Origin of the sequence: Algoriella sp. (assembly GCF_036647415.1) — a bacterium.
In the GTDB taxonomy this organism is placed as follows: domain Bacteria; phylum Bacteroidota; class Bacteroidia; order Flavobacteriales; family Weeksellaceae; genus Empedobacter.
This window is the reverse complement of the sequence record NZ_JAVXKG010000012.1, coordinates 15,587-41,827: the sequence shown is the minus strand read 5'-3', so window position 1 is coordinate 41,827 and position 26,241 is coordinate 15,587. Positions and strand designations below refer to the sequence as shown.

27 protein-coding genes are annotated in these 26,241 nt (G+C 29.9%); 11 read left to right on the top strand and 16 right to left on the bottom strand.

Going from position 1 to position 26,241, the window contains the following annotated elements:
• Nucleotides 1-16: 16 nt before the first annotated feature.
• The 3 genes from RSC72_RS07005 to RSC72_RS06995 all read right to left on the bottom strand — a co-directional run bounded on the left by RSC72_RS07005 (nucleotide 17) and on the right by RSC72_RS06995 (nucleotide 4,901).
• Nucleotides 17-1,681, bottom strand: a complete 1,665-nt coding sequence (locus tag RSC72_RS07005) for a thiamine pyrophosphate-dependent enzyme (RefSeq protein WP_332578461.1) — start codon at nucleotides 1,679-1,681, stop codon at nucleotides 17-19.
• A 384-nt stretch (nucleotides 1,682-2,065) separates the two neighbouring features.
• Nucleotides 2,066-3,928, bottom strand: coding sequence for a DUF3857 domain-containing protein (locus RSC72_RS07000; protein WP_332546509.1), 1,863 nt, complete (start codon nucleotides 3,926-3,928; stop codon nucleotides 2,066-2,068).
• A gap of 88 nt (nucleotides 3,929-4,016) precedes the next feature.
• Nucleotides 4,017-4,901 (bottom strand): TIGR01777 family oxidoreductase, encoded by an 885-nt coding sequence (locus RSC72_RS06995; RefSeq protein ID WP_332546507.1) that lies wholly within the window; start codon nucleotides 4,899-4,901, stop codon nucleotides 4,017-4,019.
• Between the two features lie 43 nt (nucleotides 4,902-4,944).
• Between RSC72_RS06995 and RSC72_RS06990 the strand changes: the two genes are divergently transcribed.
• Nucleotides 4,945-5,811 carry an ion transporter gene (locus RSC72_RS06990; protein WP_332546505.1) on the top strand — a complete coding sequence of 289 codons (867 nt, stop codon included), beginning with the start codon at nucleotides 4,945-4,947 and terminating at the stop codon, nucleotides 5,809-5,811.
• Nucleotides 5,812-5,830: 19 nt separating this feature from the next.
• Here the strand turns inward: RSC72_RS06990 and RSC72_RS06985 are convergent, their stop codons facing one another.
• The gene (locus RSC72_RS06985) at nucleotides 5,831-6,799 is read right to left on the bottom strand and encodes a YihY/virulence factor BrkB family protein (protein WP_332565888.1); all 969 of its coding nucleotides are present in this window, start codon (nucleotides 6,797-6,799) and stop codon (nucleotides 5,831-5,833) included.
• Between the two features lie 24 nt (nucleotides 6,800-6,823).
• Here RSC72_RS06985 and rlmH point away from each other — a divergent pair, with 24 nt between their 5' ends.
• Genes rlmH through RSC72_RS06965 form a run of 4 tightly spaced genes read left to right on the top strand, consistent with a single transcriptional unit; the run spans nucleotide 6,824 to nucleotide 9,636 of the window.
• Nucleotides 6,824-7,297: a 23S rRNA (pseudouridine(1915)-N(3))-methyltransferase RlmH gene (rlmH, locus tag RSC72_RS06980; RefSeq protein WP_332545291.1), complete on the top strand. Its 474-nt coding sequence runs from the start codon at nucleotides 6,824-6,826 to the stop codon at nucleotides 7,295-7,297.
• Entirely contained in the window at nucleotides 7,290-8,135 is an 846-nt protein-coding gene (locus RSC72_RS06975) for a CPBP family intramembrane glutamic endopeptidase (protein WP_332545289.1), read from the top strand. Before rlmH ends, RSC72_RS06975 begins: the two co-directional genes overlap by 8 nt.
• Nucleotides 8,135-8,716, top strand: coding sequence for an RdgB/HAM1 family non-canonical purine NTP pyrophosphatase (rdgB, locus tag RSC72_RS06970; protein WP_332545287.1), 582 nt, complete (start codon nucleotides 8,135-8,137; stop codon nucleotides 8,714-8,716). Before RSC72_RS06975 ends, rdgB begins: the two co-directional genes overlap by 1 nt.
• Nucleotides 8,713-9,636, top strand: coding sequence for a ribonuclease Z (locus tag RSC72_RS06965; protein ID WP_332545285.1), 924 nt, complete (start codon nucleotides 8,713-8,715; stop codon nucleotides 9,634-9,636). Before rdgB ends, RSC72_RS06965 begins: the two co-directional genes overlap by 4 nt.
• Before the next feature lie 85 nt (nucleotides 9,637-9,721).
• Here the strand turns inward: RSC72_RS06965 and RSC72_RS06960 are convergent, their stop codons facing one another.
• The 3 genes from RSC72_RS06960 to RSC72_RS06950 form a co-directional block, all read right to left on the bottom strand.
• The gene (locus RSC72_RS06960) at nucleotides 9,722-12,760 is read right to left on the bottom strand and encodes an SMC family ATPase (RefSeq protein ID WP_332545284.1); all 3,039 of its coding nucleotides are present in this window, start codon (nucleotides 12,758-12,760) and stop codon (nucleotides 9,722-9,724) included.
• Between the two features lie 148 nt (nucleotides 12,761-12,908).
• A complete protein-coding gene (locus RSC72_RS06955; RefSeq protein ID WP_332545283.1) occupies nucleotides 12,909-14,114 on the bottom strand; it encodes a metallophosphoesterase family protein in 1,206 nt (401 codons plus the stop codon).
• 3 nt (nucleotides 14,115-14,117) lie between these two features.
• On the bottom strand, nucleotides 14,118-14,273 hold the full coding sequence (locus RSC72_RS06950) for a hypothetical protein (protein WP_332545281.1): 156 nt from the start codon (nucleotides 14,271-14,273) through the stop codon (nucleotides 14,118-14,120).
• 152 nt (nucleotides 14,274-14,425) lie between these two features.
• Here RSC72_RS06950 and RSC72_RS06945 point away from each other — a divergent pair, with 152 nt between their 5' ends.
• The 3 genes from RSC72_RS06945 to RSC72_RS06935 all read left to right on the top strand — a co-directional run bounded on the left by RSC72_RS06945 (nucleotide 14,426) and on the right by RSC72_RS06935 (nucleotide 15,560).
• Complete coding sequence (locus RSC72_RS06945; protein WP_332545279.1) at nucleotides 14,426-14,560, top strand: 30S ribosomal protein THX; 135 nt, start codon at nucleotides 14,426-14,428, stop codon at nucleotides 14,558-14,560.
• A gap of 136 nt (nucleotides 14,561-14,696) precedes the next feature.
• Nucleotides 14,697-15,218, top strand: a complete 522-nt coding sequence (locus RSC72_RS06940) for a nucleoside 2-deoxyribosyltransferase domain-containing protein (RefSeq protein WP_332545277.1) — start codon at nucleotides 14,697-14,699, stop codon at nucleotides 15,216-15,218.
• A 99-nt stretch (nucleotides 15,219-15,317) separates the two neighbouring features.
• The gene (locus RSC72_RS06935; protein ID WP_332545275.1) at nucleotides 15,318-15,560 is read left to right on the top strand and encodes a hypothetical protein; all 243 of its coding nucleotides are present in this window, start codon (nucleotides 15,318-15,320) and stop codon (nucleotides 15,558-15,560) included.
• A 41-nt stretch (nucleotides 15,561-15,601) separates the two neighbouring features.
• Here RSC72_RS06935 and RSC72_RS06930 read toward each other — a convergent pair whose 3' ends face one another.
• The 4 genes from RSC72_RS06930 to RSC72_RS06915 form a co-directional block, all read right to left on the bottom strand.
• Complete coding sequence (locus tag RSC72_RS06930) at nucleotides 15,602-16,381, bottom strand: polysaccharide deacetylase family protein (RefSeq protein WP_332545273.1); 780 nt, start codon at nucleotides 16,379-16,381, stop codon at nucleotides 15,602-15,604.
• Nucleotides 16,382-16,653: 272 nt separating this feature from the next.
• A complete protein-coding gene (lptB, locus tag RSC72_RS06925) occupies nucleotides 16,654-17,382 on the bottom strand; it encodes an LPS export ABC transporter ATP-binding protein (RefSeq protein ID WP_332545295.1) in 729 nt (242 codons plus the stop codon).
• Between the two features lie 30 nt (nucleotides 17,383-17,412).
• Nucleotides 17,413-18,774, bottom strand: a complete 1,362-nt coding sequence (locus RSC72_RS06920) for a pyridoxal-phosphate dependent enzyme (RefSeq protein WP_332545271.1) — start codon at nucleotides 18,772-18,774, stop codon at nucleotides 17,413-17,415.
• Between the two features lie 33 nt (nucleotides 18,775-18,807).
• Nucleotides 18,808-20,037 carry an ABC transporter permease gene (locus RSC72_RS06915; protein ID WP_332545270.1) on the bottom strand — a complete coding sequence of 410 codons (1,230 nt, stop codon included), beginning with the start codon at nucleotides 20,035-20,037 and terminating at the stop codon, nucleotides 18,808-18,810.
• Between the two features lie 158 nt (nucleotides 20,038-20,195).
• Between RSC72_RS06915 and RSC72_RS06910 the strand changes: the two genes are divergently transcribed.
• Both RSC72_RS06910 and RSC72_RS06905 read left to right on the top strand, forming a co-directional pair.
• A complete protein-coding gene (locus tag RSC72_RS06910) occupies nucleotides 20,196-21,425 on the top strand; it encodes an exo-beta-N-acetylmuramidase NamZ family protein (protein WP_332545269.1) in 1,230 nt (409 codons plus the stop codon).
• Nucleotides 21,426-21,569: 144 nt separating this feature from the next.
• A complete protein-coding gene (locus tag RSC72_RS06905) occupies nucleotides 21,570-22,748 on the top strand; it encodes a hypothetical protein (protein WP_332545268.1) in 1,179 nt (392 codons plus the stop codon).
• A 53-nt stretch (nucleotides 22,749-22,801) separates the two neighbouring features.
• On the opposite strand, the gene RSC72_RS06900 is transcribed toward RSC72_RS06905, so the two are convergent.
• The 5 genes from RSC72_RS06900 to RSC72_RS06880 form a co-directional block, all read right to left on the bottom strand.
• Nucleotides 22,802-23,176: a hypothetical protein gene (locus RSC72_RS06900; RefSeq protein ID WP_332545267.1), complete on the bottom strand. Its 375-nt coding sequence runs from the start codon at nucleotides 23,174-23,176 to the stop codon at nucleotides 22,802-22,804.
• 89 nt (nucleotides 23,177-23,265) lie between these two features.
• A complete protein-coding gene (locus RSC72_RS06895; RefSeq protein ID WP_332578460.1) occupies nucleotides 23,266-23,946 on the bottom strand; it encodes a hypothetical protein in 681 nt (226 codons plus the stop codon).
• 53 nt (nucleotides 23,947-23,999) lie between these two features.
• Nucleotides 24,000-24,452 carry a hypothetical protein gene (locus RSC72_RS06890; protein WP_332545263.1) on the bottom strand — a complete coding sequence of 151 codons (453 nt, stop codon included), beginning with the start codon at nucleotides 24,450-24,452 and terminating at the stop codon, nucleotides 24,000-24,002.
• Between the two features lie 88 nt (nucleotides 24,453-24,540).
• Nucleotides 24,541-25,110, bottom strand: a complete 570-nt coding sequence (locus RSC72_RS06885; RefSeq protein WP_332545261.1) for a DUF4920 domain-containing protein — start codon at nucleotides 25,108-25,110, stop codon at nucleotides 24,541-24,543.
• A gap of 14 nt (nucleotides 25,111-25,124) precedes the next feature.
• Nucleotides 25,125-25,718 carry an NUDIX hydrolase gene (locus RSC72_RS06880; RefSeq protein WP_332545259.1) on the bottom strand — a complete coding sequence of 198 codons (594 nt, stop codon included), beginning with the start codon at nucleotides 25,716-25,718 and terminating at the stop codon, nucleotides 25,125-25,127.
• Between the two features lie 41 nt (nucleotides 25,719-25,759).
• On the opposite strand from RSC72_RS06880, the gene RSC72_RS06875 reads away from it, so the two are divergent.
• The gene (locus RSC72_RS06875; protein WP_332566128.1) at nucleotides 25,760-26,158 is read left to right on the top strand and encodes a hypothetical protein; all 399 of its coding nucleotides are present in this window, start codon (nucleotides 25,760-25,762) and stop codon (nucleotides 26,156-26,158) included.
• The last annotated feature ends 83 nt before the right edge of the window (nucleotides 26,159-26,241 follow it).

Here is a 26,241-nt window from a genome sequence, read left to right as displayed (position 1 = left end):
ATTTTAGGTATACTTTTCATTTAGCCCCTAATAATTTTGTAAAACCTTCAATTTGTGCATCAGAAGCTTTTGGTGGAACTGCGAAATGATCTGGATCTGTAAATACACTCAAAATATAAGGTCCATCATATTCAAACGCTCTTTTCAACGCATCAATAACATCTTCTGGTTTGTGTACATTTTCGGCTTTAATCCCCATTCCTTGCGCTACCATTGCATAATCTGGATTATCCATATCGGTTTCGTTATCCGTAATTCCTGCAATTTCCATTTCCATTTTTACTTGTCCAATTGCTCGGTTATTAAAAATGATTAATTTAACTGGTAATTTATATTGTTTTATAGTTGATAAATCGCCCAAAAGCATCGATAAACCACCATCTCCACAAAATGCAATTACTTGTTTATCAGGATGTGCTAATTGAATTCCCATTGCGTGCGGCATTGCATTTGCCATAGAACCGTGGCGGAAACAAGCCAACATTCGGCGTTTACCATTTCCTGTGATGTAACGTGATGCCCAAACACAGTTTAAACCTGTATCTACGGTATAAATAGCGTCATCTTTCGATAAAAGATCAATTTGATAGGCAACATATTCTGGACGAATACGGTCTTCTGTACCGTTATCTTCCACATAAACCATTTTTCTTTGTTTTACAACATCATAAAGTGCTAATTGTTTGTCAAGAAAAGTTTTGTCTGTTTTCGCTTCAATTAATGGTAAAAGATTTTCGATAGTTTCTTTAGAATTTCCCATCAAACCTAAATCTACTTTACCACGACCAAGAACCTTACCACCTTCTAATTCGATCTGAATAATTTTTCTGTCATTTGGTATGAATGCTTTATAAGGAAAATCTGTTCCGATCATAATCAACAATTCGCACTCGTGCATTGCGTGATACGCCGCTGGTAATCCTAAAAAGCCTGTCATACCTACTTCGTTTGGATTATTTCCTTGGATATACATTTTTCCACGATAAGAATATCCAACAGGTGCATTCAGTTTTTGAGAAAGTTCAATAACTTGATCTGCCGCTTCTGAAGCACCAATTCCGCAATATAATGTAACCGTTTTAGCTTCATTAATCATTTTTGCAGCCTTTTCCAATTCAGACGGCTGAGGAATAACGATTGGACGATTGTAGAAAAACTCTTGTGTAAAATTATTTTCTACCGCTTCCATTTCCGCAACATCGCCAGGAAGACCGATTACCGCAACATCTTTGTTATCGATAGCACGCTGAAGCGCCATTTGCACGATACGCGGAACTTGCTCTGCACGGGTAATCATTTGGTTGAAACAACTACAATCATCAAAAAGTGTAATTGTGTTAGTTTCTTGGTAATATTCTGTCCCAAACTCCGTCGTAGCACACGTTGACGCAATTACAATCATGGGTGTACGAGATTTGTGCGCATCATAAACGCCATTTACAAGATGTACGTGTCCTGGCCCTGAACTACCAGCACAACATCCGATACCCGAAAATTGAGATTCTGCAGAAGCTGCAAAAGCACCCACTTCTTCGTGACGAACGTGAACCCAGTCTATTTTTTCGCTATTTTTTACAGCGATATTAAAGTAGTTTAAACTATCGCCAGCTACAGCATAAACGTGTCTTACGCCCGCTTTTTCTAATAGTTCTACAATTTGTGTTGCAACATTTTTTTTCATGATAGTAAATTTCGAATTGATCTTAAAAAGATAATTAATATTATTTCCCTTTACTATCTTTTTTATTTATAAAGTATATGATTTATAATGCTTTAAATTGATTATTAGTGTAAAATAATTGATTAAAATAATAACAAATACGTCTAAATATGATTACTCTGAACGAAAATTTATTGATAATTTATTCTAAATATTTAGACAAAAAAAAACCGAAATCTTTTAAATTCCGGTTTTATAATATTTTTATTAATCCATTGTGCAATTTGCTAAAATTCTATTCTAGATACAATTTTTATTCATTCTTGTACTGAGTTTATCGAAGTGTCATTTCTAAAAATCACTCGAACTGACGAATTTTAATTCAAAATGCACAACGAGCTTTTATTATTTCTTTTTTATTAAAACTTCTTTTGTTGATTCTATTTTTACTTTCTCAAAAAATTGTTTCAATTCAGTATACTTGTCTACTTCGTAAACACCTTCTGGTAAAAGAAATTGAATTACTAAAATCAAAACATTGTCTTTTATTTTTGCTTCTTGATAATATTCTAAGCCTAAATCTATTTTATGATGTGCCTTAAATGTTTCATTAATGACAGCTGTATAACCTTCTGGAATTTTAATTTTTGTTTGAATATTAAATAAATATGGAAACAGAAATTCTATTTTACGTTGACGATTTTTATCCTCAAAAGTGTATTGTTTTAAGAATTCTCGCAAAGGATTTATAAGTGTATAAAACGGTGATTTTATAGTATTACTCGTCGCTTTATAACTTTTTGTATACATGTTTTTATCATAAACAACCTTATCTTCCTTCTCTACATCTAGCTGCATATCTACAGTTTCTGTAACGTATCTTTTTAATGCATTTTCATCTTTTATATCTTCATCATAAAAATATCCATCAAAATTATCTTTACGATTTAGAATAAGTTTATTATCTGTGAAATGATAATTAGACGCAGATTCGTACGTTGATAGTTTTTGATTTAACTTGACAAAATTAGGTTCACCTTTCTGAATAACTAATCCGTAATAATTAAATACACCAATTGGAGCAAACTCTATTTGTTCTTTATTCAACTGTGCGGCATCTAAAATAATACTTTGCCCATTTTTCTGTTTTACTACAGTTGCAACTGAATTAAATTGATTAATAAATGGATAACCAAACATTAGTTGCCCATGTTTTCGCGTGCTATATAAAACGAGATAAGAATCAAACCCTTTGGCTATAAATAATTCATTCAACAATAAATTTATATCTGCTGTTGTTCCTAATTTTTCTTTTAGTAAAGTTTTATTTGATTGTCTTGGAAAAATAGAATAAAAATTATTCCATTTCACATTATTATCAACATAATCAACAATGTTTTTTAAAGTCTCAACATCATTTTTACCATCGGGTATAGTTTGTGCAATATCTTTTATAGCAGATGAGTTTCTATATGTCGAATAATCATTATATATATCTAAAATTAAACTTTTCCAAGCTGCCATTGTATTTTTCTTACCTCCCTCTGTGTGATAATTATCGGCTTGTAATTTTATACGTTCACTCTGGTCTTGAGGATTATAAACGTATTTCAGCTTATTATAACTTTCAATATTTGTTAAAGCCCAAGTTGTTGCGCTTGATTTTCCTTTGTATTTTGTATTAAGATTATCTCCAATTGTGATGATAGAAAAATTGTTGTAGGCTTGATTATTCAACTTAAATTCACTGTATAAAGTTGGCAATTCATGTTGAAAATTCCATGCGTCGATAGAAAAATTATGTTCGCTACTTTTAGTATATGAATACTCGATAATAGATCCAACTTTTACATTTGGTAACGCAAAACGCTTTGCAGAATACAACTCGTTTACCTGAACATCAAAAATATCTTTATCTGTAATAGTACTAATTACAGGTTGACCATTTTCTATATTTATTGTATTGGCTTTTATACTTGATACGCTTTCGTTCTTATTTTTACTGTAATAAGATAATTCAATATTAGCTTCATCAATTCCTTTTTCAGTCAAAATTTTGATTCGTCTTTTAACTGTTAAATAATAATTAGAAGGCGTTAAGTCTATTTTTCCTTCTTCGGATAATATAACTGCATCTGCATCTTTCTCAAAAGAAACTTCTTTCAAGTTAATTTCTTGTTCCGAAACTTTTCCGAATTTAAAATCTTTCGTTTGACCAAAACTCAAAAAAGTAGTCAAAGCAAAAAGTAGAGTAAGTTTAAATTTCATCTTTAAAATATATAATTTTGCAAATTTACTAAATACAATAATAAATAAAAGTAAATATCTAATCCTTTATGAAGGTTTTGATCAACTTTTACAATAATTCTTTTAAAGCTTTTTCTAATGTTGGATATTTAAATCGAAAACCTTCTTTTTCTATTTTTGCGGGATCAATTCGAGAACCTTTCAACACCAAATCACTCATTTCTCCAAGAACTAATCTCATCATAAAACTTGGAATATTTGGCATAAAAAAAGGTTTGTTCAGTTTTTTAGCAAGTATATGATTAAATGTAGTATGATTAATCATTTCTGGTGAAGACGCATTGTAACTACCATTTATAGTGGAATTTTCTACAGCATCAACATACATTTGCACCAAATCGTCTAGATGTATCCAAGGTAACCATTGTTTCCCATCTCCCAAATTAGCCCCAACACCCATTTGTATCGGCTTTTTTAGCAACTTGAATCCTTCTCCTTGTTTTGCCAAAACCAACGAAGTTCGTAAACAAACCACTCTGGCATCAAAATCCTGAAACTGATAAGCTGCGTTTTCCCAATTGACACAAATACTTCCTAAAAAATCGTTGTGAGGCGCATCATTCTCTGTAAAAATTTTGTCCGAAGTAATTTGTCCATAATAAGAAGTTCCTGATGCAGAAATAAAAAATTTAAGTTTCGGTTTTAATTTTTCCACATATTTATAAAGCAAATTTGCTGTGTCTACACGACTATTCAGAATTTCTTTTTTATATGATTTTGTCCATCTTTTAGAAATTGAAGCACCAGCTAAATGAATAATTCCATCTAAATTTTCAAAAACTTTTTCGTCAATTTTATCAATATTCCAATTATAAAAAGGGTGTTGTACTTCTTTTTCACGTGTTAAAATACGAACTTGATGACCATTATCAATCAATTTTTTGACTAATGCAGAACCAATTAAACCACTTCCACCAGTTAAAAGAATATTCATAATTATTTTTTCTCTAATTTAGCTCATTCCAAAATATAAACCAATGTTTAAAAGTCAATTTCCTACATTCCGAAGAATGAGTAAGGATGAAGAAAATAAATTAAAACAAAAAATATTTGATGTCATTTTCGAGGCAAATACACCTTATGGAAAATTATTTGACATTACATTATTGTTTCTGATAATGGTAAGTGTTGGTTTGGTAATGTTAGAGTCTGTACCAGCTATTAACGCTCGTTATCATTCTACATTAGTTACACTGGAATGGACCTTAACATCTTTATTTACGATAGAATATCTTTTGAGAGTTTATTGTGTAAAAAACAGATGGCGTTATATTTTTAGTTTCTACGGGATTATCGATTTATTGTCAATTCTTCCGTTCTATTTAGGATTATTTTTCCCTTCAAGTAAATATTTATCGAGTATTCGTATTTTACGTTTATTACGAATTTTTAGAATTTTTAATTTAACGCAATTTACACACGGACGAAATGTCTTGGTTATTGGTCTTAAAGAAAGTAAAGACAAAATTATTGTATTTTTATCCTACGTTATTTTAATTGTAGTTGTTATTGGCTCTATCATGTTTATGGTAGAACACGATCATCCAGAATCTGGTTTTACAAGTATTCCGATTAGTATTTATTGGGCAATTGTAACTTTAACAACGGTAGGTTATGGAGATATTTCTCCCGTTACAGGTTTGGGACAATTTCTTGCTTCTTTGGTGATGATAATTGGTTATGGAATAATTGCTGTACCAACAGGAATTGTAACGATGGAAATGAATAAAGCATCAAAACTAGATATTCCGAAAAACACCGAAAAATGTAGAAATTGTGGCGATGATTATCATCTTGACGGCTCTATTTACTGCAAAACTTGCGGACATAAACTGAATGAATAGTTTATCCTTTTCGCTAGTTTTATTTATCTAAATTGATGTATCTATTGCTATCAATATGGCTTACATATTCATAATTTTTAGTATAATTAATAGACATATTTAGTTCATATCCAACCAACATCAATATCACGTTAATGTAAACAAAAATCATCATAATCATCACTAATCCAAGCGATCCGTACAATAAATCGATATTAGAAAAATAACTTAGATATGTATTAAATCCAATAACGGTTAATAAAAATAATACCGATGTCAAAATTGCTCCTGGTAAAACTGTGCTTCTTGATTTTTTATGATTTGGACCAAAATAATACAACATACACATCGACACAAAATAGAAAATAAATACTGTAAAATAATTGATTAAATAAGAAAACTGTCCTATTTGCGTTAAAAATTTAACATGACTCAAATATTTCCAAATAACTGATGTTGAATACGAAAGAAAAACTTGCAACACTATAAAAACTGTAAAAAACAAAGTTAAAATAATTGAAATCATTCTTGATTTTGAATTTTTTCTCTTCACATAAACATCTTGATACGAAACATTAAATCCATTTATAATTCCCTGAATTCCATTAGATGACATAAAAATCGTCACCATAATAAGCAACCAATTTACCTTTCGTTTTCCCTGTAAAGCCGTCGTGCTATCTATATAAGAAATCACTTCATTACTCACATGTTTCGGTAAAAGTTGTGGTAAAAGTTGTGTGAAAAGTAAGTTTTTTATCTCTTCGTAATAAGCCAAATGCGGCAAAACACTAAACAAAAAAAGCAAAAAAGGAAACATACTAAAAAACAAGATCCAAGAAACTGCAGCAGAACGAAGTGGAAAATTTCCTTTCATTACACGAATCCAGAAAACTTTCAAGAAATCATATACCGTGATGCCCGTTTTTTTGTTCATCATTGTTGCTTTCGACCAAGATCTAAAATAATTTATTCCTGTATATGTTTTAAAATCTTGCAGAATGCGCATATTTTTGCCTTATAATTTTATTAAATGAATATTACGACAATTTGTATTGGTAAAACCGACGAAAAAGCCATCGAAATTCTTCTGCAAAAGTATGAAAATCGATTACCTTCACATATAAATTATCAAAGAATTGAAATTCCTGACCTTAAAAATCGTAAAAATTTGTCAGAAATTCAACAAAAACAGAAAGAAGGTGAACAAATTTTAGCAAAAATTGTAAATACTGATTTTGTAATTATTTTGGACGAAAAAGGAAAACAACCAACTTCTAAGCAATTTGCAGACGATATTCAGAATTATATGAATCAATCTGTCAAAAATTTAGTTTTTGTGATTGGTGGACCTTATGGTTTTGATGAAACAGTTTATAATCGTGGAAATAAAAAAATGTCATTATCCAACATGACATTTACGCACCAAATGGTTCGTTTATTTTTAACAGAACAAATTTACCGCGGATTTAGTATCTTGCAGGGTAAACCTTATCACCATGAATGAGAAATCTCCATACCAAGAATATGTTGAGGAAAAAAAATCAACTCAACCAAATATCATAAGTTTCGGAATCGGAAAAGCCATTTTATACAGTTTAGTAGCCGTTATTGTTTGGCAATTTGTAGGCAGTATAATTTCACTTCCAGGAATGTTTTATAAACCATTAAACCATATTACATTACCATTGGGGTTTTTGAGCGGAACGCTTGCTGCAATTGTGGTTTTACTCATGTTGACACAAACAAAATTTACGGTTATTTTACAATCTATCAAACATAAATTTACCTTTACACAGCTCATTTTAGCTGTCTGCTGCTGGTTTTTATTCTTGCCTTTAGCAGAATTTTTCACAAGTTTAATTCCGACAACTGGTCCTTTAGAAGCTGTTTATAAAATCTTCGAAGAATCTTTCGAAATGATGTTAGATTATAAAATCGCAGGTTTTATAATGGTTTGTCTTTTAGCACCAATATTTGAAGAAATTATTTTCAGAGGAATTATACTAAAAGGAATGTTGAATTTTAATGTAAATCCGACAGTTGCAATATTACTTAATGGTTTTATTTTTGGTTGCGCACACATGAATCCTTGGCAATTTATAGGTGCCGGAATTTTGGGTGTAATTTTTGGGTTTGTTTATTATCGTACAAAATCTTTATTAATACCGATGATTTTACATTTCTTAAACAACACACTTGCTTATTCATTAATGCTTATTCAGGGCGATATGGAAGGCGATGTCTTTGTACAATCTGATTATTTAATCTTAATAGGATTAACAATTTTAGGAATTGGAAGCGTATTTTTATTATACAAACAGACGCAACAAAAAACAATATAATGGAATTAATTTTTGCCACACACAACAACAATAAAGTAAAAGAAGTTGCACAAATTTTACCTTCTTATTTATCGATGAAATCTTTGACTGATATTGGTTTTTTTGATGAAATAGAAGAAACTGGTAAAACTTTTGAAGAAAATGCTCTATTAAAAGCAAAAACAATCTTCGAGAAAACAGGAAAAAATATCTTTGCAGACGATTCTGGTTTAGTAATTGATGCTTTAAATGGCGCTCCAGGTGTGTATTCTGCACGTTATGCTGGGACAGGAAAAGATGAAGATAATATTGCAAAAGCACTGAAAGAATTAGATGGAAAAACAAACCGAAAAGCTTATTTTATTTCGATTTTCTGCTTAATTTTGAATGGAAAGGAATATTTTTTTGAAGGAAGAATTGATGGAACTATTTCTACTGAAATTTTAGGAGAAAATGGTTTTGGATACGATCCTATTTTTATTCCAGATGGTTTTTCGAAATCATTTGCTCAAATGTCCGCAGAAGAAAAAAATGCAATAAGCCACAGAGCAAAAGCAGTAGAAAAACTAAATAATTTTTTAATAAACCTAAACAAAAATTGAGTTTAAAACTTACCATATTAGGATTTAATTCGGCATTACCAACAGCCTTTACACATCCAACTGCGCAATTACTCAACATAGCAGAACGTTATTTTTTGATAGATTGTGGAGAGGGAACGCAAGTGCAATTACGTAAAGCGAAGGCAAAATTTAACCGAATAAATCACATATTTATTTCGCATTTGCATGGCGATCATGTTTTTGGATTGATTGGATTAATTTCTACTTTTCAGTTATTAGGACGTGACACGCCGCTACATATTCATGGTCCGAAAGGAATCGAGGAATTTATTATGACACAATTGCGATTAACGGAATCAAATAATTCTTATCAAATAATTTTCAATGAATTACACACCAAAGAATCTGTTTTGGTTTTTGAAGATGATAAAGTAGAAGTTTTTTCTATTCCGCTAAATCACAGAGTTTATACAAATGGTTATCTTTTCCGAGAGAAAAAGAAACCTCGAAAACTGAATATTGACACGATAGAAGAATTTCCTGAAATTGAGATTTGTGATTATCAAAATTTAAAAAATGGAAAAGATTTTGTCTTAGAATCTGGTAAAATAATTCCGAATGATTATTTAACTTTCGAAGCTCAAAAATCATTAAGTTATGCTTTTTGTTCGGATACAAAATACAAACCGAATATTGTTCCTATCATAAAAGAAGTGGATTTATTGTATCATGAAGCAACTTTTTTACATGAATTGAAAGACTTGGCAACATATACAGGTCATACAACAGCAAAAGAAGCTGCAATGATTGCAAAAGAAGCTAATGTAAAGAAATTGGTGATTGGACATTTCTCTAATCGATATCATGATTATAGCGTATTGCTAGATGAAGCGAGAGAGATTTTTCCGAATACTTTTTTACCTGAAATTTTAGGTACAATAAAAATTAAAGAAAATTAGATTGAACCAAAAATAGGATATCATAAAACAAAAAAAATCCGTTCGAATAATCGAACGGATTTTTTTTGATATTAATTCTATATCGTTATATAAACTCTATTAAACTTCCTTTTTCTTCATCTTTTACAATGGATAAAGCCACTGGAATTCTATCTTTCAACTCATCAACATGAGAAATAATTCCGACAATACGATTCTCTTTTTGCAAATTCATCAATGTTTCAAAAACAATATTTACAGCTTCAGAATCTTGTGTACCAAAACCTTCATCTATAAAAAAGAAATTCTTTTCCGCCTTCACATTCGCTTGCACACTTTCTGCTAATGCCAATGCCAAACTCAGAGAAACCTGAAATGCTTGCCCACCAGAAAGCGTTTTCACACTTCGTGTTCTACCTTCATTTAAATAATCGATAATCTCAAAATCATTATTTTCATTCATCTGTAAACTCAACTGATTTCGCGTCATACGATGAAAACGAACATTTGCATTTTCACACAATTGTCGTAAATAAATAGATGAAACATATTGTACAAAACCTGCGCTATCAAACAAATTTTTCATTATTTTAAGATTATCCGCGCGTTTTTGTAATGCAGTCTGCTCCTCTAATAATTCTTTTTTAGCATCAAATTCTTTTCTTAAACGATCAATTTCTGCATGTAGTAAAACAACTTTTTTGGATGATTCATTCTTTCTAATTTCTGCATTTTTAAAATTAATTTCAGCTTCTAAAAAAGCATTATCATCAAAATTTAATCCATCCAATTTATGCTCTAAATCATTTATTATTTGTTTCGCTGTTTCGTACCTAACTTTAAAATCATGAATTATTTTTTGTTCTTCAGAAATATTGATTTGTTGTTTTAAAATAGATTCTACCTCTTCTATTTTATCTAAACGATGCTCTACTAATGCTGTATTGATTTGTGTATTTATTTGATCTAACTCATTCAAAATCTCTTTAATTTGCTCTTCAATTAACGTAATCGACGTTTTTTGAGATGCTAATTTTGGATTCAGATCATTTAAATTTTGACTCAAAGCATGAAAAATTTGTTCAATTTTCTGATTAGATTGATTTAATTCTTTTGCTTTTAATAAAATATCTTCCTCCGAAAACACTTTAAAATCATCAAATAAAAGAACTTTCAAATTTGTTTTATTTTGATTAATTCGAGCTAATTTTTCACCTTCATCAAGTTTAAAACTCTCTAATGCTTTCGAAAATTTATCCAAATCTTGACGTTCTTTTTCTATTGCAACTCGATCATTTTTTAACGCTTCATTTTCTTGTTCAATTTCTTTTTCTAATCGAATAGAATTTTGTTGTATTTCCTGAAAATGAGCAAAATTTGCAGAATCAAAAGTAGTCCAAGTAAATAATTTTAAATGATTTGTAAACTGATTGTTCAAATCCTCAATTAAACTATTTTCTTGTTTTAACTGATCTCCAAAAATTTGTAAATGAGAAAAAATTTGCTGAATATTATTAACTTTTTCTTGCCAATCTGTCTCCTCTTTTTCAATTTCTGTATACAAATTTTTCAAAAGCAGCAAATTATTACTCACATCCTCTACTTCAATAATATGTGGATGCTCCGCCGATCCACACAAAGGACAAGCATCTCCATCGTGTAAATCATGCGCATATTGTGCTAATTTTTGTTGAATTTCTAATTGATTACGTTTTTCTTCAACTTCTTTTTTACGGTTTAGAAATTGTTTTTTAAGCGCTAAATTTTCCTTTTCAAACGAATCTTTGTTTACATTAAAATCGATCAAATCTTTTTCTAATTGATTGATTTGTGACTTAACTTGCTCTACTTTTTTTTGTTGATTAGATATAGAATTTTCTAAATTTTTTTGTTGATTAAACCAATTTCCAACTTCAAATATAATTTGAGAATCAACTTTATTTGCTTGTAAAGTCTTTATTTTTTGTTCTTTTTCATCAATCGATTGATTGATTTTTATCACATTTTTCCTTACTTCTTCTACCTGAAATAAACCTTTTTCTGTACGCTCTTTTAATACCTCAATTTCTTTTGTAAATTTTATAATTTCAGCAATCAAACCTAAATCAGTTTCTTCTTGTCGTTTTTGATTTAATTGTTCAAATTGAGGTTGAATTATTTCTAATTCTTTTCTTATTTCTTTTAATTGATTATCTATTAAATGAAATTGTTTTTTTAGATTTTCGACATCATGATTTTTAAATTCTAAATCTGTCGAATATTTATTTTTATTTTTTAATAATTGAAAAAATGAATTGAAAATTTGCTCATAAACAGCTGTTTTCTCTTCTTTTTCATCAATCAGTATTTTTTCTTCACTTAGATTATTAAGTTCAACTTTACGATTTTTTAAGTTATCAAAGTCTAATTTTAAATTTTTCAATTTCTCAAAAACCTCACTTAAAATTGTATATTCTTCCTTGATTTTTTTTGATTCTTCTTCCGCAATTTTTGATTCTTCTACTAATTCTTCTATTTTCTCAGTAGAAACATCTTCAAAACCTGTTAATTTTCCTTGAAGTTTATCTAAATTAGATAGATTTTGTTTGACTAAACCACCAACTTTATCCTGTAAATCAAAACGATGTAGACTAAAAATTTCTTTCATCATTTTGGTACGTTCCGTTGCTCCTAATTCAATAAATTCTTTGAATTGACCTTGCGGAATAATAATTGTTCGCTTGAAATTTTTATAACTTAAACCAATAATTTCTTCAACATCTGAACTTTCTAAAGGAATCCAGCTTTCATTTTTGAATTCATATAAAACGACCGTTGGAGATTTTACATCTTCAAAATTTTTAGAATTCCGTTTAAACTCTCGCGTTGCACGAAATAATTTGTTTTCATAATTATAAAAATCAAACTCAATATATGATCGGTTTGATTTTAAATTCATCATATTATATGCTCGCTTATCACGATTATTCAATCGTTCTGTTTCGCCATATAATACAAATGTAATAGCTTCTAAAATTGATGATTTTCCTGAACCAACTTTTCCAAAAATCCCAAATAACCCAGCTTCTGTCAGATTATTAAACTCTATTATTTGGCGTTCTTGGTAAGAATATAAACCTTCTATTGTTAATTTAACTGGAATCATATTTTTTATTAATACTATTTAATACCTTTTATTGTGAAATAAACTTTTTTTTAGATTCCTCGATAAACTCGGAATGACATTTTTTAACTGAACGACTATAATCATTTGTCATTCTGAACGAAGTGATGAATCTAACTAAAAAAATACTTTAAGCATTTAGAATTTCGTTGAACAAGTTTTTTAAATCATCGTTTGGTTCTTGATTACCATTTTTAGACTTGAAATAATCTTGAAAAAGATCTTCCATATTTTGGTTCAGATTAATCTCTTTTGCTTGATTTTCTGAGTTTTTTTCATTTTTAACTTTCGGAATCAAATGAATAATGCCAGGATGAGATTGATAAATCAATTTTCTGTCTTCAGCTTTTAAAAAAGTTTCGCTTTCTAAAGTCAATTCTACCAATGTATTTTGATTTTCATTTAACCATTCGACAGTATTTTCGACTGAATCAAAAGTTTTTCTAACCAATGGTTTTCCTTTTTTCAATGCAATCTTTTCAAACGAGACATTTTCATTTGGATTTGCTTCGATAATTGAAACATATTTGGTTTGACCAGCTTCACTAAAACTATAACACAAAGGTGATGAACTATAAACAACTGGTTTTTCTATTGTTCCGACGTTATTATACGCATGTAGATGTCCCAAAGCAGTGTATTGAATTTGAGTAGGAATTCCGTCCGAAAAAACCAAATCTGCATTTCCTATTTTAATCGGTTTTTCACCTTCTGGCTCTTCCAATAATTCTTGTCCTTTTTTGTTCATGTACAAATGTGTCATCAAAAGATTAACACCATTTTCATCACAAAAATCATTGGCTAAACTTTGCCATTGTTCCGCTAAGAGAATATTCAACTGTTGCTCTTTTTCTTCTCCAAAATAGTGTTTCAGCCGAATTTCATTCGCATAAGAAGTATGAATAATTCTGACAGGAAATTTTATATGATTCAATTTTAATTCAATAAACCCTTCTACTGAATTAGAAATTTCAAATTCAGGTAATTTAAATTCCTGCACTTTTGTATTTGGATGACCAATTAAGATAATTCCACATTCGCGCGCCAAAGGATCGGGTGCGTCAATACGATCGGGAGAATCATGATTACCCGCAATTGCGATAACGGGACGTTGACCATTATTGGCTAATCTTTTCAACGTTTTATAAAATAATTCGACAGCTTCTACACTCGGATTAAACGTATCAAATAAATCGCCAGCAACTAATACCAAATCGATATTTTGTTCATCAGCAATTTCGCAAATTTCGTTCATCACTTCTATTTGCTCCTCTATTCGAGAGTAATTGTCTAATCGTTTACCTAAATGCCAATCGGCAGTGTGTAGAATTTTCATTATTTAATCTTCGTTTTCTGATTTATTTTTTTCGTTAAAAATTCGGTTAATTTCTTTTAAACGCGCTCTACGCTCCGCTTCTTCATCTTTAACCTTTTTTCTTTTTTGTGCTTTTTTCGCTTTTACAGCTTTTTTATTCGCATCTGTATTTCTACTCATTCTTTTTGTTCTATAAAATTAAAATTCAGCAACGCCAAATGATGTCGCAAAATTACGCGTTTTCTAAAAGTTATAGTAAAACTTTTGCTAAATAAAATGATTTAATTATCTTGTTGTAATATTATCAAATTTATTAATTTAAAACACTTTAGATGGGAAAAGGAGATAAAAAATCAAAAAGAGGAAAAATTGTAAATGGCTCTTATGGTGTAAAACGACCACGGAACAAGTATTATTACGAAGACGAAGTTGTTGAAGAAAAACCTGCTAAGAAAGCTAAAAAGTAATTTTTTGAAGCTGAAAATCTATTCGATTTTCAGCTTTTTTATTTTATCTAATTCTCTTTCTCATCTTCACAAATTAAAAGTATCGTATAAATCATTTCAAAAAAAAATATTCTATCTTATTTTTGCAAAAAAATTAATGAAAACTATTCTTTTTTCTATCATCATTTCATTGTTGAGTATAATTGTTTCTGCACAAGCAATCGAAATAAAATCGCCTAATCTTATTCCTGCTCAATCCGATAAAACAAAAATATTTTTGGGTGGAACAATTGATATGGGAAATTCCGAAGATTGGCAAGCGAAAGTTAGTAATGAGTTAAAAAATGAACATATTATTTTACTTAATCCACGACGTGATGACTGGAATACCGCTTGGAAACCCATAAAAGAGGAGCCTGAATTTCGTAAACAAGTTGAGTGGGAATTGAATGCTTTGGAGCAAGCAAATTATATTATTATGTATTTTGGAAAAGATTCTAAAAGCCCAATCAGTTTGTTAGAAATGGGACTATATGCAAGAACTGGAAAACTTTTGATTGTTTGTCCTGAAGGTTTTTGGAGAAAAGGAAATGTTGATATTACCGCTGAAAAATACGGTGTAAAACAATTTGAAACTATAAATGATATCGTCATTTTCTTGAAAAAAGAACTAAAATAAATATAAAGCATTACAGTGTAAATTTTTTAAAATAAAAATGAATTATTTTCTAATTAAGTTTTAGCTTTGAGGCCGCATAATTAGTGAGCTTTAGGCAGTATGAGACATAATGATTTGGAAATAAGTCGTTTGATAGAACGATTAGAATCTATTGGTATTTTGGTAGAAAAAATAGAAAGTTCTGGTTTCGGAAATATGTTAAATTTTGAAATGACTTATCAATTACCAAATAACCCAGAAATCCAACTTATCAGTTTTAGACGATTTGATATACAAGACCTTTTTTTATATTTTAAAAATACAGTAAATCAGAAAGGAAATATTATTTACGTTGATTTATAAAAAGCAAAAACCTCAAATCTAAGATTTGAGGTTTTTGCTTTTTATTTAATTTTATCTAAATCTGAAACTGTATAAAATTTCATATTATTATTCTTTACAAACTTACAAATCTGCTCGAGTGTATTAAATTCTGTTTCGTATTCTTTTGTTGCTTTCGCCACAGTTTTATGCGCATAAAATATCACCACTTTATTATGCTCTTTTGCATATTGCAACAATGATAAATAGTATGACATATTAAAATGAGAATAACTATTATCTAATCCTAAACCATAAATTAAGTTATTTTTATTGTAATAACAATTTTGCAAATTTGGTGCTTCATTACCATAAGTTGTACCACGAATTGTCTTGAAATATTTCAATAACAATTGATCTGATTCTACATTTCTATTTCCATACGGATAAGAAAAATCTATTGCATTAAATCCTTTTTGTTTCATCAAATCTAACATTGGTAATATTTCTTGATGAATAAACTTATCATCACCATTTTGTTTAATAAAATCAACTGTTTTGATATGATGTAGTCCATGTGCTGCAATTTCGCTTCCGTTTTTTTGTAAATATTTTAATTCTTGAATTTGACTTGTTGTTAACTTATCAAAATGTGTTATATAAAAAGTTCCTTTCCAATTGTATTGTTTCAATTTGATGTTTACATTAAACCAATCGTCTACATAATCATCATCAAAAGTTAAAACAACTCCGCCTTTATTTTGCGATGTTTTAGAGTCTTTTACAGAATCTTCTTCTTGTGTACAAGCATTCAGTATAAAAAAGGCTAAAAAGAAAGCCAAGTAATAGTTAAGTCTAAGCATTTATTTAGTTATAGGTTTTGATACTTAAATATAAATAAAAGAAACTAACAAATCTCTTACAACATAAGATTTAAGGAAATCTTAATTTTATTTCATACATTTAATCAAATCATAAAATATGATAAAAAACGAATCTACAAATTGGCTATTAATAATCTTAATACCACTTATTGTTATCTTATTTATAGTAGCTTTTCAAGTTGGAATGACAGATGGATTAAAATAAAAAAACCACTCAAAATTGAGTGGTTTAGAAAATACTATATTGTAATTTATATCTGTTGATACATAAAGTTTTCACCAAGATAAACACGACGAACGTCTTCATCGTTTGCTAATTCTTCTGGCGAACCTTCTTTCAAGATTTTACCTTCGAACATAATATATGTTTTATCGGTAATCGCTAATGTCTGAGAAACATTATGATCTGTAATCAAGATTCCGATATTTTTTTCTTTTAATGATCTTACAATCTTCTGAATATCTTCTACCGCAATAGGGTCAACTCCAGCAAAAGGCTCATCTAATAAAATAAAATTTGGCTCTGTTGCTAAACATCGTGCAATTTCGCAACGACGACGCTCTCCACCAGAAAGTAAATCTCCACGGTTTTTACGAACATGCTCCAAAGAAAATTCTTCTATCAAAGCATCTGTACGCATTTGCTGCTCTTTTTTGGATAGTTTCGTAAATTGTAATACAGATTTAACATTATCTTCTACAGAAAGTTTACGAAAAACTGACGCTTCTTGTGCCAAATATCCAATTCCTTTCTGTGCTCGTTTGTACATTGCATCGCTCGTGATATCATGTTTATCCATGAAAACCTTACCTTGCGTTGCTTTTACCAAACCAACAATCATATAGAAAGAAGTTGTTTTACCAGCACCATTTGGTCCTAATAATCCGATAATTTCTCCTTGTTCTACCTGAAAAGACACATTTTTCACAACGTGTTTCTTACCGTAGTCTTTTACTAAATTCTGTCCTTTTAATACAATTCCCATATCACTCCAAAGATAGATATTTTGTTATTTAATTGCGTTGATAATATCATATTTTGTGATGATATGATATTTCCCGTTTTCTAATTCGATTAAAACTGCCTGATTATCTTTTGTAATCAATTTTGAAACTTCCTCTATCGAAGCATTTGCTTTAACAATTGGGAAAGGTTTTCCCATGATTTCATGAACTGGTTTATCAGCTACATTTCTATCTTCTAAAAATGCTTGAAACAAATCTGATTCATCCAAAGAACCTACAAATCCGTTGATATCCATTACTGGAATTTGAGAGATTTTGAAACGACGCATACGGTCAATTGCATGAGCAGCTAATTCCTCTGTACGAACTGTTAACAATGGTTTGTCAATATGTTCTTTGATTAAATCAACAGCAGTTTTTACTTCTTCTTCTAAGTAACCTCTGTCGCGCATCCAATCATCATTAAATATTTTTCCAACATAACGAGAACCTGAATCGTGAAATAAAACAACCACAACATCATCTGGACCAAATTCGTCCTTCATTTGTAATAATCCTTTTATCGCAGAACCAGAAGACATTCCTACAAATAATCCTTCTTCTAATGCTAAACGACGCGTATAAACAGCAGCATCTTTATCGGTAACTTTTGTAAATCCATCAATAATATCAAAATCTACGTTTTCTGGCAAAATATCTTCACCAATACCTTCTGTTACGTAAGAATATACTTCATTTTCGTCGAAAATTCCTGTTTCTTTATATTTTTTGAAAACTGATCCATATGTATCAACTCCCCAAATTTTAACGTTCGGATTTTTTTCTTTCAAGTATTTTCCAACTCCAGAAATTGTTCCACCCGTACCTACTCCAACAATAAAATGTGTTACTTTCCCTTCTGTTTGTTCCCAAATTTCTGGTCCAGTTTGCTCATAATTTGCTTGTGCATTTGATGGATTATCGTACTGATTTACATACCAACCATTTGGCGTTTCTTGTGCCAAACGTTTCGAAACTGAATAATAAGAACGTGGATCTGTTGGCTCAACATCTGTAGGACAAACCACAACTTTAGCACCAACCGCACGCAAAATATCCATTTTTTCTTTGGATTGTTTATCTGTAATTACACAAATCAATTTGTAACCTTTGATAACCGCAGCCAAAGCCAATCCCATTCCTGTGTTACCAGAAGTTCCTTCGATAATTGTACCTCCAGGAACCAAACGTCCGTCTTTTTCTGCATCTTCCACCATTTTAAGCGCCATACGATCTTTACATGAAGAACCTGGGTTAAAATATTCTACTTTTGCTAAAACAGTACATGGTAAATCCTTTGTAATGTGATTAATTTTAACCAAAGGCGTGTTACCTATCGTTTCTAATATATTGTTTGCGTATTTCATTTTATTCTATTTTTTAGTTTAAACGATTAAATTTTATCTAAAATTAATTGCTTTTGCAGGAGTAATTTTAGAAATCATATACGATGGCAAAAGTAATACAATTGCACAAACTAATAAAGCTCCAACGTTTAATAATATAATTGATCCTACATCCAAATAAACTGGCGCAGTGGATAAATAGTAGTTTTCAGGTGGAAGTTTTATTATTCCGAAATATTTTTGAATGAATAATAATCCAAGTCCAATTACATTTCCTGCTATTAATCCAGGTAACATAATAAATAAAGCATAATTGATGAATAATTTTCGGATTCGCCAATTTGTTGCACCAAATGCTTTCAGAATTCCGATAGAATGTGTGCGTTCTAAAATCAAAATTAAAAGAACCATTACCATGTTAATTACGACTACAAAAAGCATAATAAAGACGATAATCATAATATTTTTATCAAAAATTGTGATCCAATCATTAATTTGGGCAAACGAAGATGTTGCTGATTCTGACGTTAAATTGTACGGAAGCAAATCATTTACACGTTTTGCAACAGGATCTATATTTTCGACATCATTTACAAATAGTTCGAAACCACCAATTGTTGTAGAATCCCAACGATTAAGGCGCTGAACATGTTTCAAATCGCCTAACATAATAACATCGTCAAAATTTTTGATGTCTGTTTTATACAATCCAGAAATCTTGAAACGACGATAAATTGGCGTGCTATCATCTTGTACAAAATACATAACAAACGAGCTATCAACGTCTAATTTCATTTCGTCCGCAATTTTTTTAGACAACACAACATCATTCATTATAGAATCATTGTTGATTTTAGGAAAATGCCCTTTTACCAAAAATTTATGAAAACGAACCGTGTCATAATCCGTTCCGACACCTTTGAAAACAACACCGCTAAAATTTTCTTTTGTTCGAATAACACCACTTTTATTAGCGATTGCCTGAACATGAACAATTTCTGGAACTTCTTTAAATTTTGGATAAAACTTCTGATTAATAGAAATAGAATCTGAATTTAACGATGTATTGCTGTTATAATTTTTGATGGTAATATGTCCGTTGAAATCGGCCAATTTTTCTTTAATCGCAATTCGCGCTCCAACTCCTGTCGAAATTGTAATCAATGAAACAATTAAACCCAATGCTACAGCAATTTGACCTATTCGAATAATGATACTCGAAAGGTTATTTTTCGTATTTTTACCAAGCGCAATTTTTTTGGAAAACCACCAAGAAAAACTCAATATTTATAATTTTTATAAGATTAAGGCATAATGCCTATTTATTAATTTTTGTATTTACTTATTTTCCTGTTTTTTTTGCAGATTTTAAATTCTTTCAAATACTTAAACTAACTAAATAGTATAAATTTTTCCAAAATCATATCATTAAAAAAAAAGAAATGAAAAACTTTGTCAAATATACATCAATTGCTTTACTTCTATCTATTGCTAGCCAAAGTAATGCTCAAAATAAATCATTAACAGAAAAAAAGGTTTCATCTACTTCTGTTGTTACAAAACCAATTGTTGTTGGAGCAGAAAATACAACGAATTATCTCTCAAAATTAAAAGGTAAAAAAGTTGGCGTTGTATCCAATCAAACAGGAATTGCAACAATTGATGGAAAAACAACACATACGGTAGATTTATTGTTGAAAAATGGAATAAATGTGACAAAAATTTATTCACCCGAACATGGTTTTCGTGGTGATGCTGATGCTGGTGCAAAAGTAAAATCTGGTGTTGATGCGCAAACAGGTTTGCCAATTATTTCACTTTATGGCGATAATAAAAAACCAAAAGCGAATCAAATTGCTGATATTGATGTATTGGTTTTTGACATGCAAGACGTTGGCGCGCGTTTCTATACGTACATTTCTACGTTGCATTATGTGATGGAAGCGGCTGCAGAAAATGGTAAAAAAGTAATTGTTTTGGACAGACCAAATCCGAATGGACATTATATTGATGGACCAGTTTTGAAGTCAGAATTCAAATCTTTTGTAGGTATGCACAATGTTCCGATTGTTTATGGAATGACGATTGGCGAATATGCACAGATGATAAATGGCGAAGGTTGGTTGGCAAATAAAGCGAAAGCAGATTTAGAAGTCATTCCATTAATTAATTATACACATCAATCTAAATATAGTTTACCTGTAAAACCATCGCCAAATTTACCTAATTCGCAAGCAATAAATTTATATCCAAGTACTTGTTTATTTGAAGGTACAAACGTAAATGAAGGTCGCGGAACAGATTTACAATTTCAGGTTTATGGTTCGCCTTTTCTTAAAAATATGCCCTATCAGTATACACCAACTTCAAAACCTGGTGCGACGAGTCCAAAATTTAAAGATGAAGTGTGCTACGGTGAAAATCTTTCGGAAGTTCCCTATCAATCTCAAATTAATCTTAAATGGTTGATAAATGCATATAAAAATAATACAAAACAGCCTTTTTGGACGATGAACGGTAAAAAATTGTGGATAGATCAACTTTCTGGAACAGATGATTTACGCAAGCAAATAGAAGCCGGATTATCGGAAAGTGAAATTAAAGCAACATGGCAAAAAGATCTGGAATCTTTCAAAAAAATTAGAGTAAAATATTTGATTTATAAAGACTAAAAATTTCATGAGTAATGTCATTTATTTTAATAAATTTGAACACCTTAATATCATTATGAATTTATGAAAAAAATTATTACTATCATTACTCTTATTGGTTTCAGTCAATTGAATGCACAAGTTGGGATTAGTACTGAAACCCCAATGGCAACTTTACATGTAAAAGAATATGCAAATGCAAATGATAAACCTGAAGGTGTTATGGCTCCGCAACTTACAAAATTGCAATTAGCTAATAAACTTGTCGGCACTTTTAATACAAACCAAACTGGTAGCATTGTTTATGTAACAGATAATACTAGTGATGTATCTAGTAAACCAAGTGAAACACAGGTTGTTGATGTAAATTCTGTAGGTTATTATTATTTTGACGGAACAAAATGGGTTAAAATGCTTACTGGTTTTGCAGTTAGAAATGCCAATAATGGGTTAAGTTTAAGTGGTGAAAAAGTTCAATTAGGTGGTTTATTAATAAAACCAACAACAATCGACCAAAATGAAAATACATTAGCATTTACTGGATCTGTAGTTAATTCTTTCTCTGTTGATGGAAACACATTATCTGTTGACGCAGCTAACAATAGGATAGGAATTGGAAATACGGCACCAACTAATACGTTAGATGTAAATGGGGATACAAGAATACGTAAAGTAGATACAAGTATAGAATTAAATGACGAAAACTTAGTAATAGATGCTACTGGCGTTGTAAAAAGAAAATTACAAGACGGTATCTTTAGAGGTGGATTAAAACAACAATTTGAAACACCTTGTAGTAATATTATTGTAAGCTATGATGGTAATGGTACTCCTCAATATTTTCCTAGTCCTAATTGTACCGATGCCTCTTGGGCTGTAAAATATAAAGTATCAAACTTTGAAAAATACGACGACCCAGGTAATAATATGGATGCTACAACAGGAGGATTTAAGGCTCCAAAAACAGGTCTTTACCGTATATCTATGAGTGCGGCTGCTACATTTGATTTTGCCTCTACTAATGCTAGTAGTGCAAATGGATTTGGTCAATTTGTTCTTGGCTTAGTTGACCAAAGCGATACATGGATTGTTAAAGGAATATTTGCTATTGGTACTGCTCAATCTTATTATGGACATCCAATGACTCAAAATTTCACATTAATGGCACGATTAACTAAGGACACCATTTATAATTTTGCTGTTACTAATGGAGTAACACTATACATTGAAGATACTGGAACATCTAGTGTTAACACAGTAAATTCAGGTTCCCCACAAACTATAGACATCACTGCTGTTGGAGGTGGTAATATGAGTCTTTTCGAAATAGAATTTGTAAAATAATACTCAGCTTTATAGAAAACAAAAAACGCATCAAAATTTCGATGCGTTTTTTGTTATTTTTTACTTCCGACAGTTTCCGAAATCGATTCGCCTAATTGTTTTACTTTTTCATATAAAACGGTAGAACCTTTTTCAAATTCAATCGTGATTTTTCCTTCACGTGCTTTTATTTCTAATTTTTCTCCATCACGCCAAGTCGTATAATTTCCTTCCTTTTTTCCTTTTCCAAAAACTTTTTCTATTTCATTAATTGCTTTATTTGATTTATCTAAGTCAAAAATTGCCGAATAAGAATAAATTTCATCACTATCACTTACATTAACTGCTGTTTTAGAGTGAGTAGTTGTTGTATTTGTTTTCGCTTTCACTTGTTGTGCATGAGCAGAAAAAGAACCTGCCAATACAATTAATAATATCCACTTTTTCATTGATTTTAATTTTTTATAAAACTCAGAAAAAATGTAATTTACAATGGTTAATGAACGGTTAACGATGCGTTAATGTATTATTAGATAATTTAATTCAAAGAAGAAATAATTTCATTACCTAACGTTTTTGCTTTATTGTAATAAAAATCATTGTCACTACTTTTTCCTAAATTGATTTTCGCAACCCCATCTAAAAGCTCAATTTTATAACTTCCATTTTTATTCCAAACCAGCTTATTTTCTTCAATTTCTGGCTTTCCAAACTGAAATTCAATCAATTCTCTTATCGAATTATTTTTACGATTATGAAAAACTGCTCGTAACGAGTAAACCGAAACATTGTCATTCAACACATAAGATTTTGTAGAAATTGCAATATTTTTAGGTCCAGGATTATCTAAAACCAACTTCAATTCTCTTTCTAATTCTTTCATTTTTAGATAATAAAATTCGTTGTCATTACTTTTTTGTAAATCAAATTTTATTTCTCCTGAACTCAATATTATCGAGTAACCTCCATCATTGTTCCAAATAAAATCACCTTCATTCATTTTTGCTTTTCCTATAATAGAATCAATTTTATTCTTAATTAATTCACGTTTATTTAGAGTAAAAACACCACGAAATGAGTATGAATCTACACGATCATTTATTACATAATTTTTTGTAGAAATAGCTCTATTGGCGAAAACAGTTTGAGTAGAATTAGTTTGTGAAATTCCGTTAATTGAAATTGAAATAATGGCAAGAAGTAAATATTTTTTCATCATATTTTTATAATAATGTATAAATATCTAAAAAATAAATAATATGTAAGGGAAAATTATTTAACTAATTTTTCAGAAATTTCTACATGTAAAATTTCTCCTGTCATAGAATCAAACGCAATTGTTATATTTTCTTTTACATATTCACTAATCAAATGGTTGGGGTCGTAATTGCCTTTCTTCACAAAATTAAATTTTCTAATTGCCTGAGTTTCGTCTACAACAGCCGATAAACCATTTACTGTTTTTCCATTATAAGGTGTACAAACTGGATTTGGAGACAAATAAAATTTGATTGATGCAACTTTGTTATTCAGAATAGTTAAATAGATTCCTTTCTCTTTGTACAAAACATCATAATCGTATGTTTTTGGAGATTTTTCAGTAAAATTATCGCGGCTAAATGTAGAAGATTCAAATTCTTCTTTAAATTTTTGATACAAATTATCATCAATAGATTGTCCTAATAATTGAAGAAATAAATCTGGATTCGTTTGAAATGAATTCATTTTTTGAACTTATTATTTTCAGTTAATTTTATAAAAAAACCTTTCTAAAAAATTAGAAAGGTTTGCATTTATTTTGAATAAAAATTTCTTAATTTTCTTTTACAAAAACTCCATCAGCTTCAAAATTATATTGTAACTGTGGTTTTGTAATTTTAGCAATTTCATCTTTAGATTTTCCTGCATCTTCTGCATAATGACGTAATTTATCTACAGAAACTTCGCTTACAAATGCTTTTCCATGTACCACTACATTCGCTTTTTCACCGTCTAAAGGCATAAAAAATCCGTAATCTTTGAAGCGTACAAAAGATTGTTCTTCGCCTTTACCAAGATCAACTTTCATCCAACAACCTTTCTTTTTACAAACAGATTCTATTGTTGAAACAAACTGAACATTCTCTACAGAATCTCCATTTTTCATGTTTTCGTACAATTTACCTATTTCGTTAGTTGTTAATGTATTTTTTAAATCAAATGTTTCTCCATAAACTTGATAAACATTTATATCATCAACTTTTGCAGTTCCATTAGCTAAAATCTTTTCTTGAGATTTTGTAACTTTTTCTGTTTTTACTTTTTTATCTTTACTTTTAGTTTGCGCGTTAGTTGTTGCAGCAAAAGCCATTACAGCACAAATTCCTAAAATATATTTTTTCATAATTATCTTATTTATTACAAATCTAAATAATTATTCATTAAAAGCTGAATGTTTGGATAAGAATTTTCTAACAGTTGTGGAATTTCACTCTTATTTTTCCAAACAACTGCTTCTATTCCTTCTTCGGTTTGTGGTAAAGGTAACTCTGCACCGTCATAATATACATCAAACCAAAAAGTTTCTTTCACAATATATTCTCTCAGATAATAAATGTGGAATGTTGGCATCAAAAATCGTTTCAATTCTAAATTTGTAATACTACATTCTTCTTCAATTTCTCGAATTGCCGACTCTTCTCTTGATTCTCCTTTTTCCATTTTTCCTTTTGGCAAATCCCATTTACCTAATCTAAAAATAAAAAGAAAATCGTCTTGTGAATTTCTCACAATACCACCAGCGGCTTGTATATGTTTGTAATATTTTAGAAAATTCGTCCAAACCTCATCAATGTTTTCATTAAAAATATTTACTAAATCTGCTGATTTAGACGATAATAAATGAAAAGCTTCATCAAATTGTGTTTCGTGATGAAATAAAATATTTTTTGCTTCGGGATTCGATTGATTACTGAAAGTTAGCAAACTTTCATTAAAAAAAACTTTGTACATTTGAGCGATTTGTTACAAATTTAATAAAAACTCACAAGGATATGAAGGTAAATACAAATAAAGTACGCTTTGCAAAAAATCAACAAGAAGCATTCAATTTTTTATTAGACATGAAAAATTATGAGCAATTGATGCCTGCTGATACAAAATCATTTGAAATCCACGAATCTGGAAAAGGATTTACGGTTGGTGTTGGTGCTTTACCAAAGGTTGGTATGCGTTTGAAAGAAACTGTTGAGCCATCAAAAATTGTTTTTGAGTCTCCAGCTCCAGCTTTTGAATATACGTTAGAAATTACGATTGATGCTGTAGATGATACTTCTTCTGATGTAACATTAGATTTTGACGGAAACTTTAATATGATGATAGAAATGATGGCGAAAAAACCATTGACTTCTTTTATCGAAACAATAGCAGAAAATTTAGGAAAAGTAGGTTAATACTTTTCTAATATGCTCAGAAAACTGTTAAACTGATTAAATTTAATCAATTTAACAGTTTTTTTATTCTTACCTTTTACCTC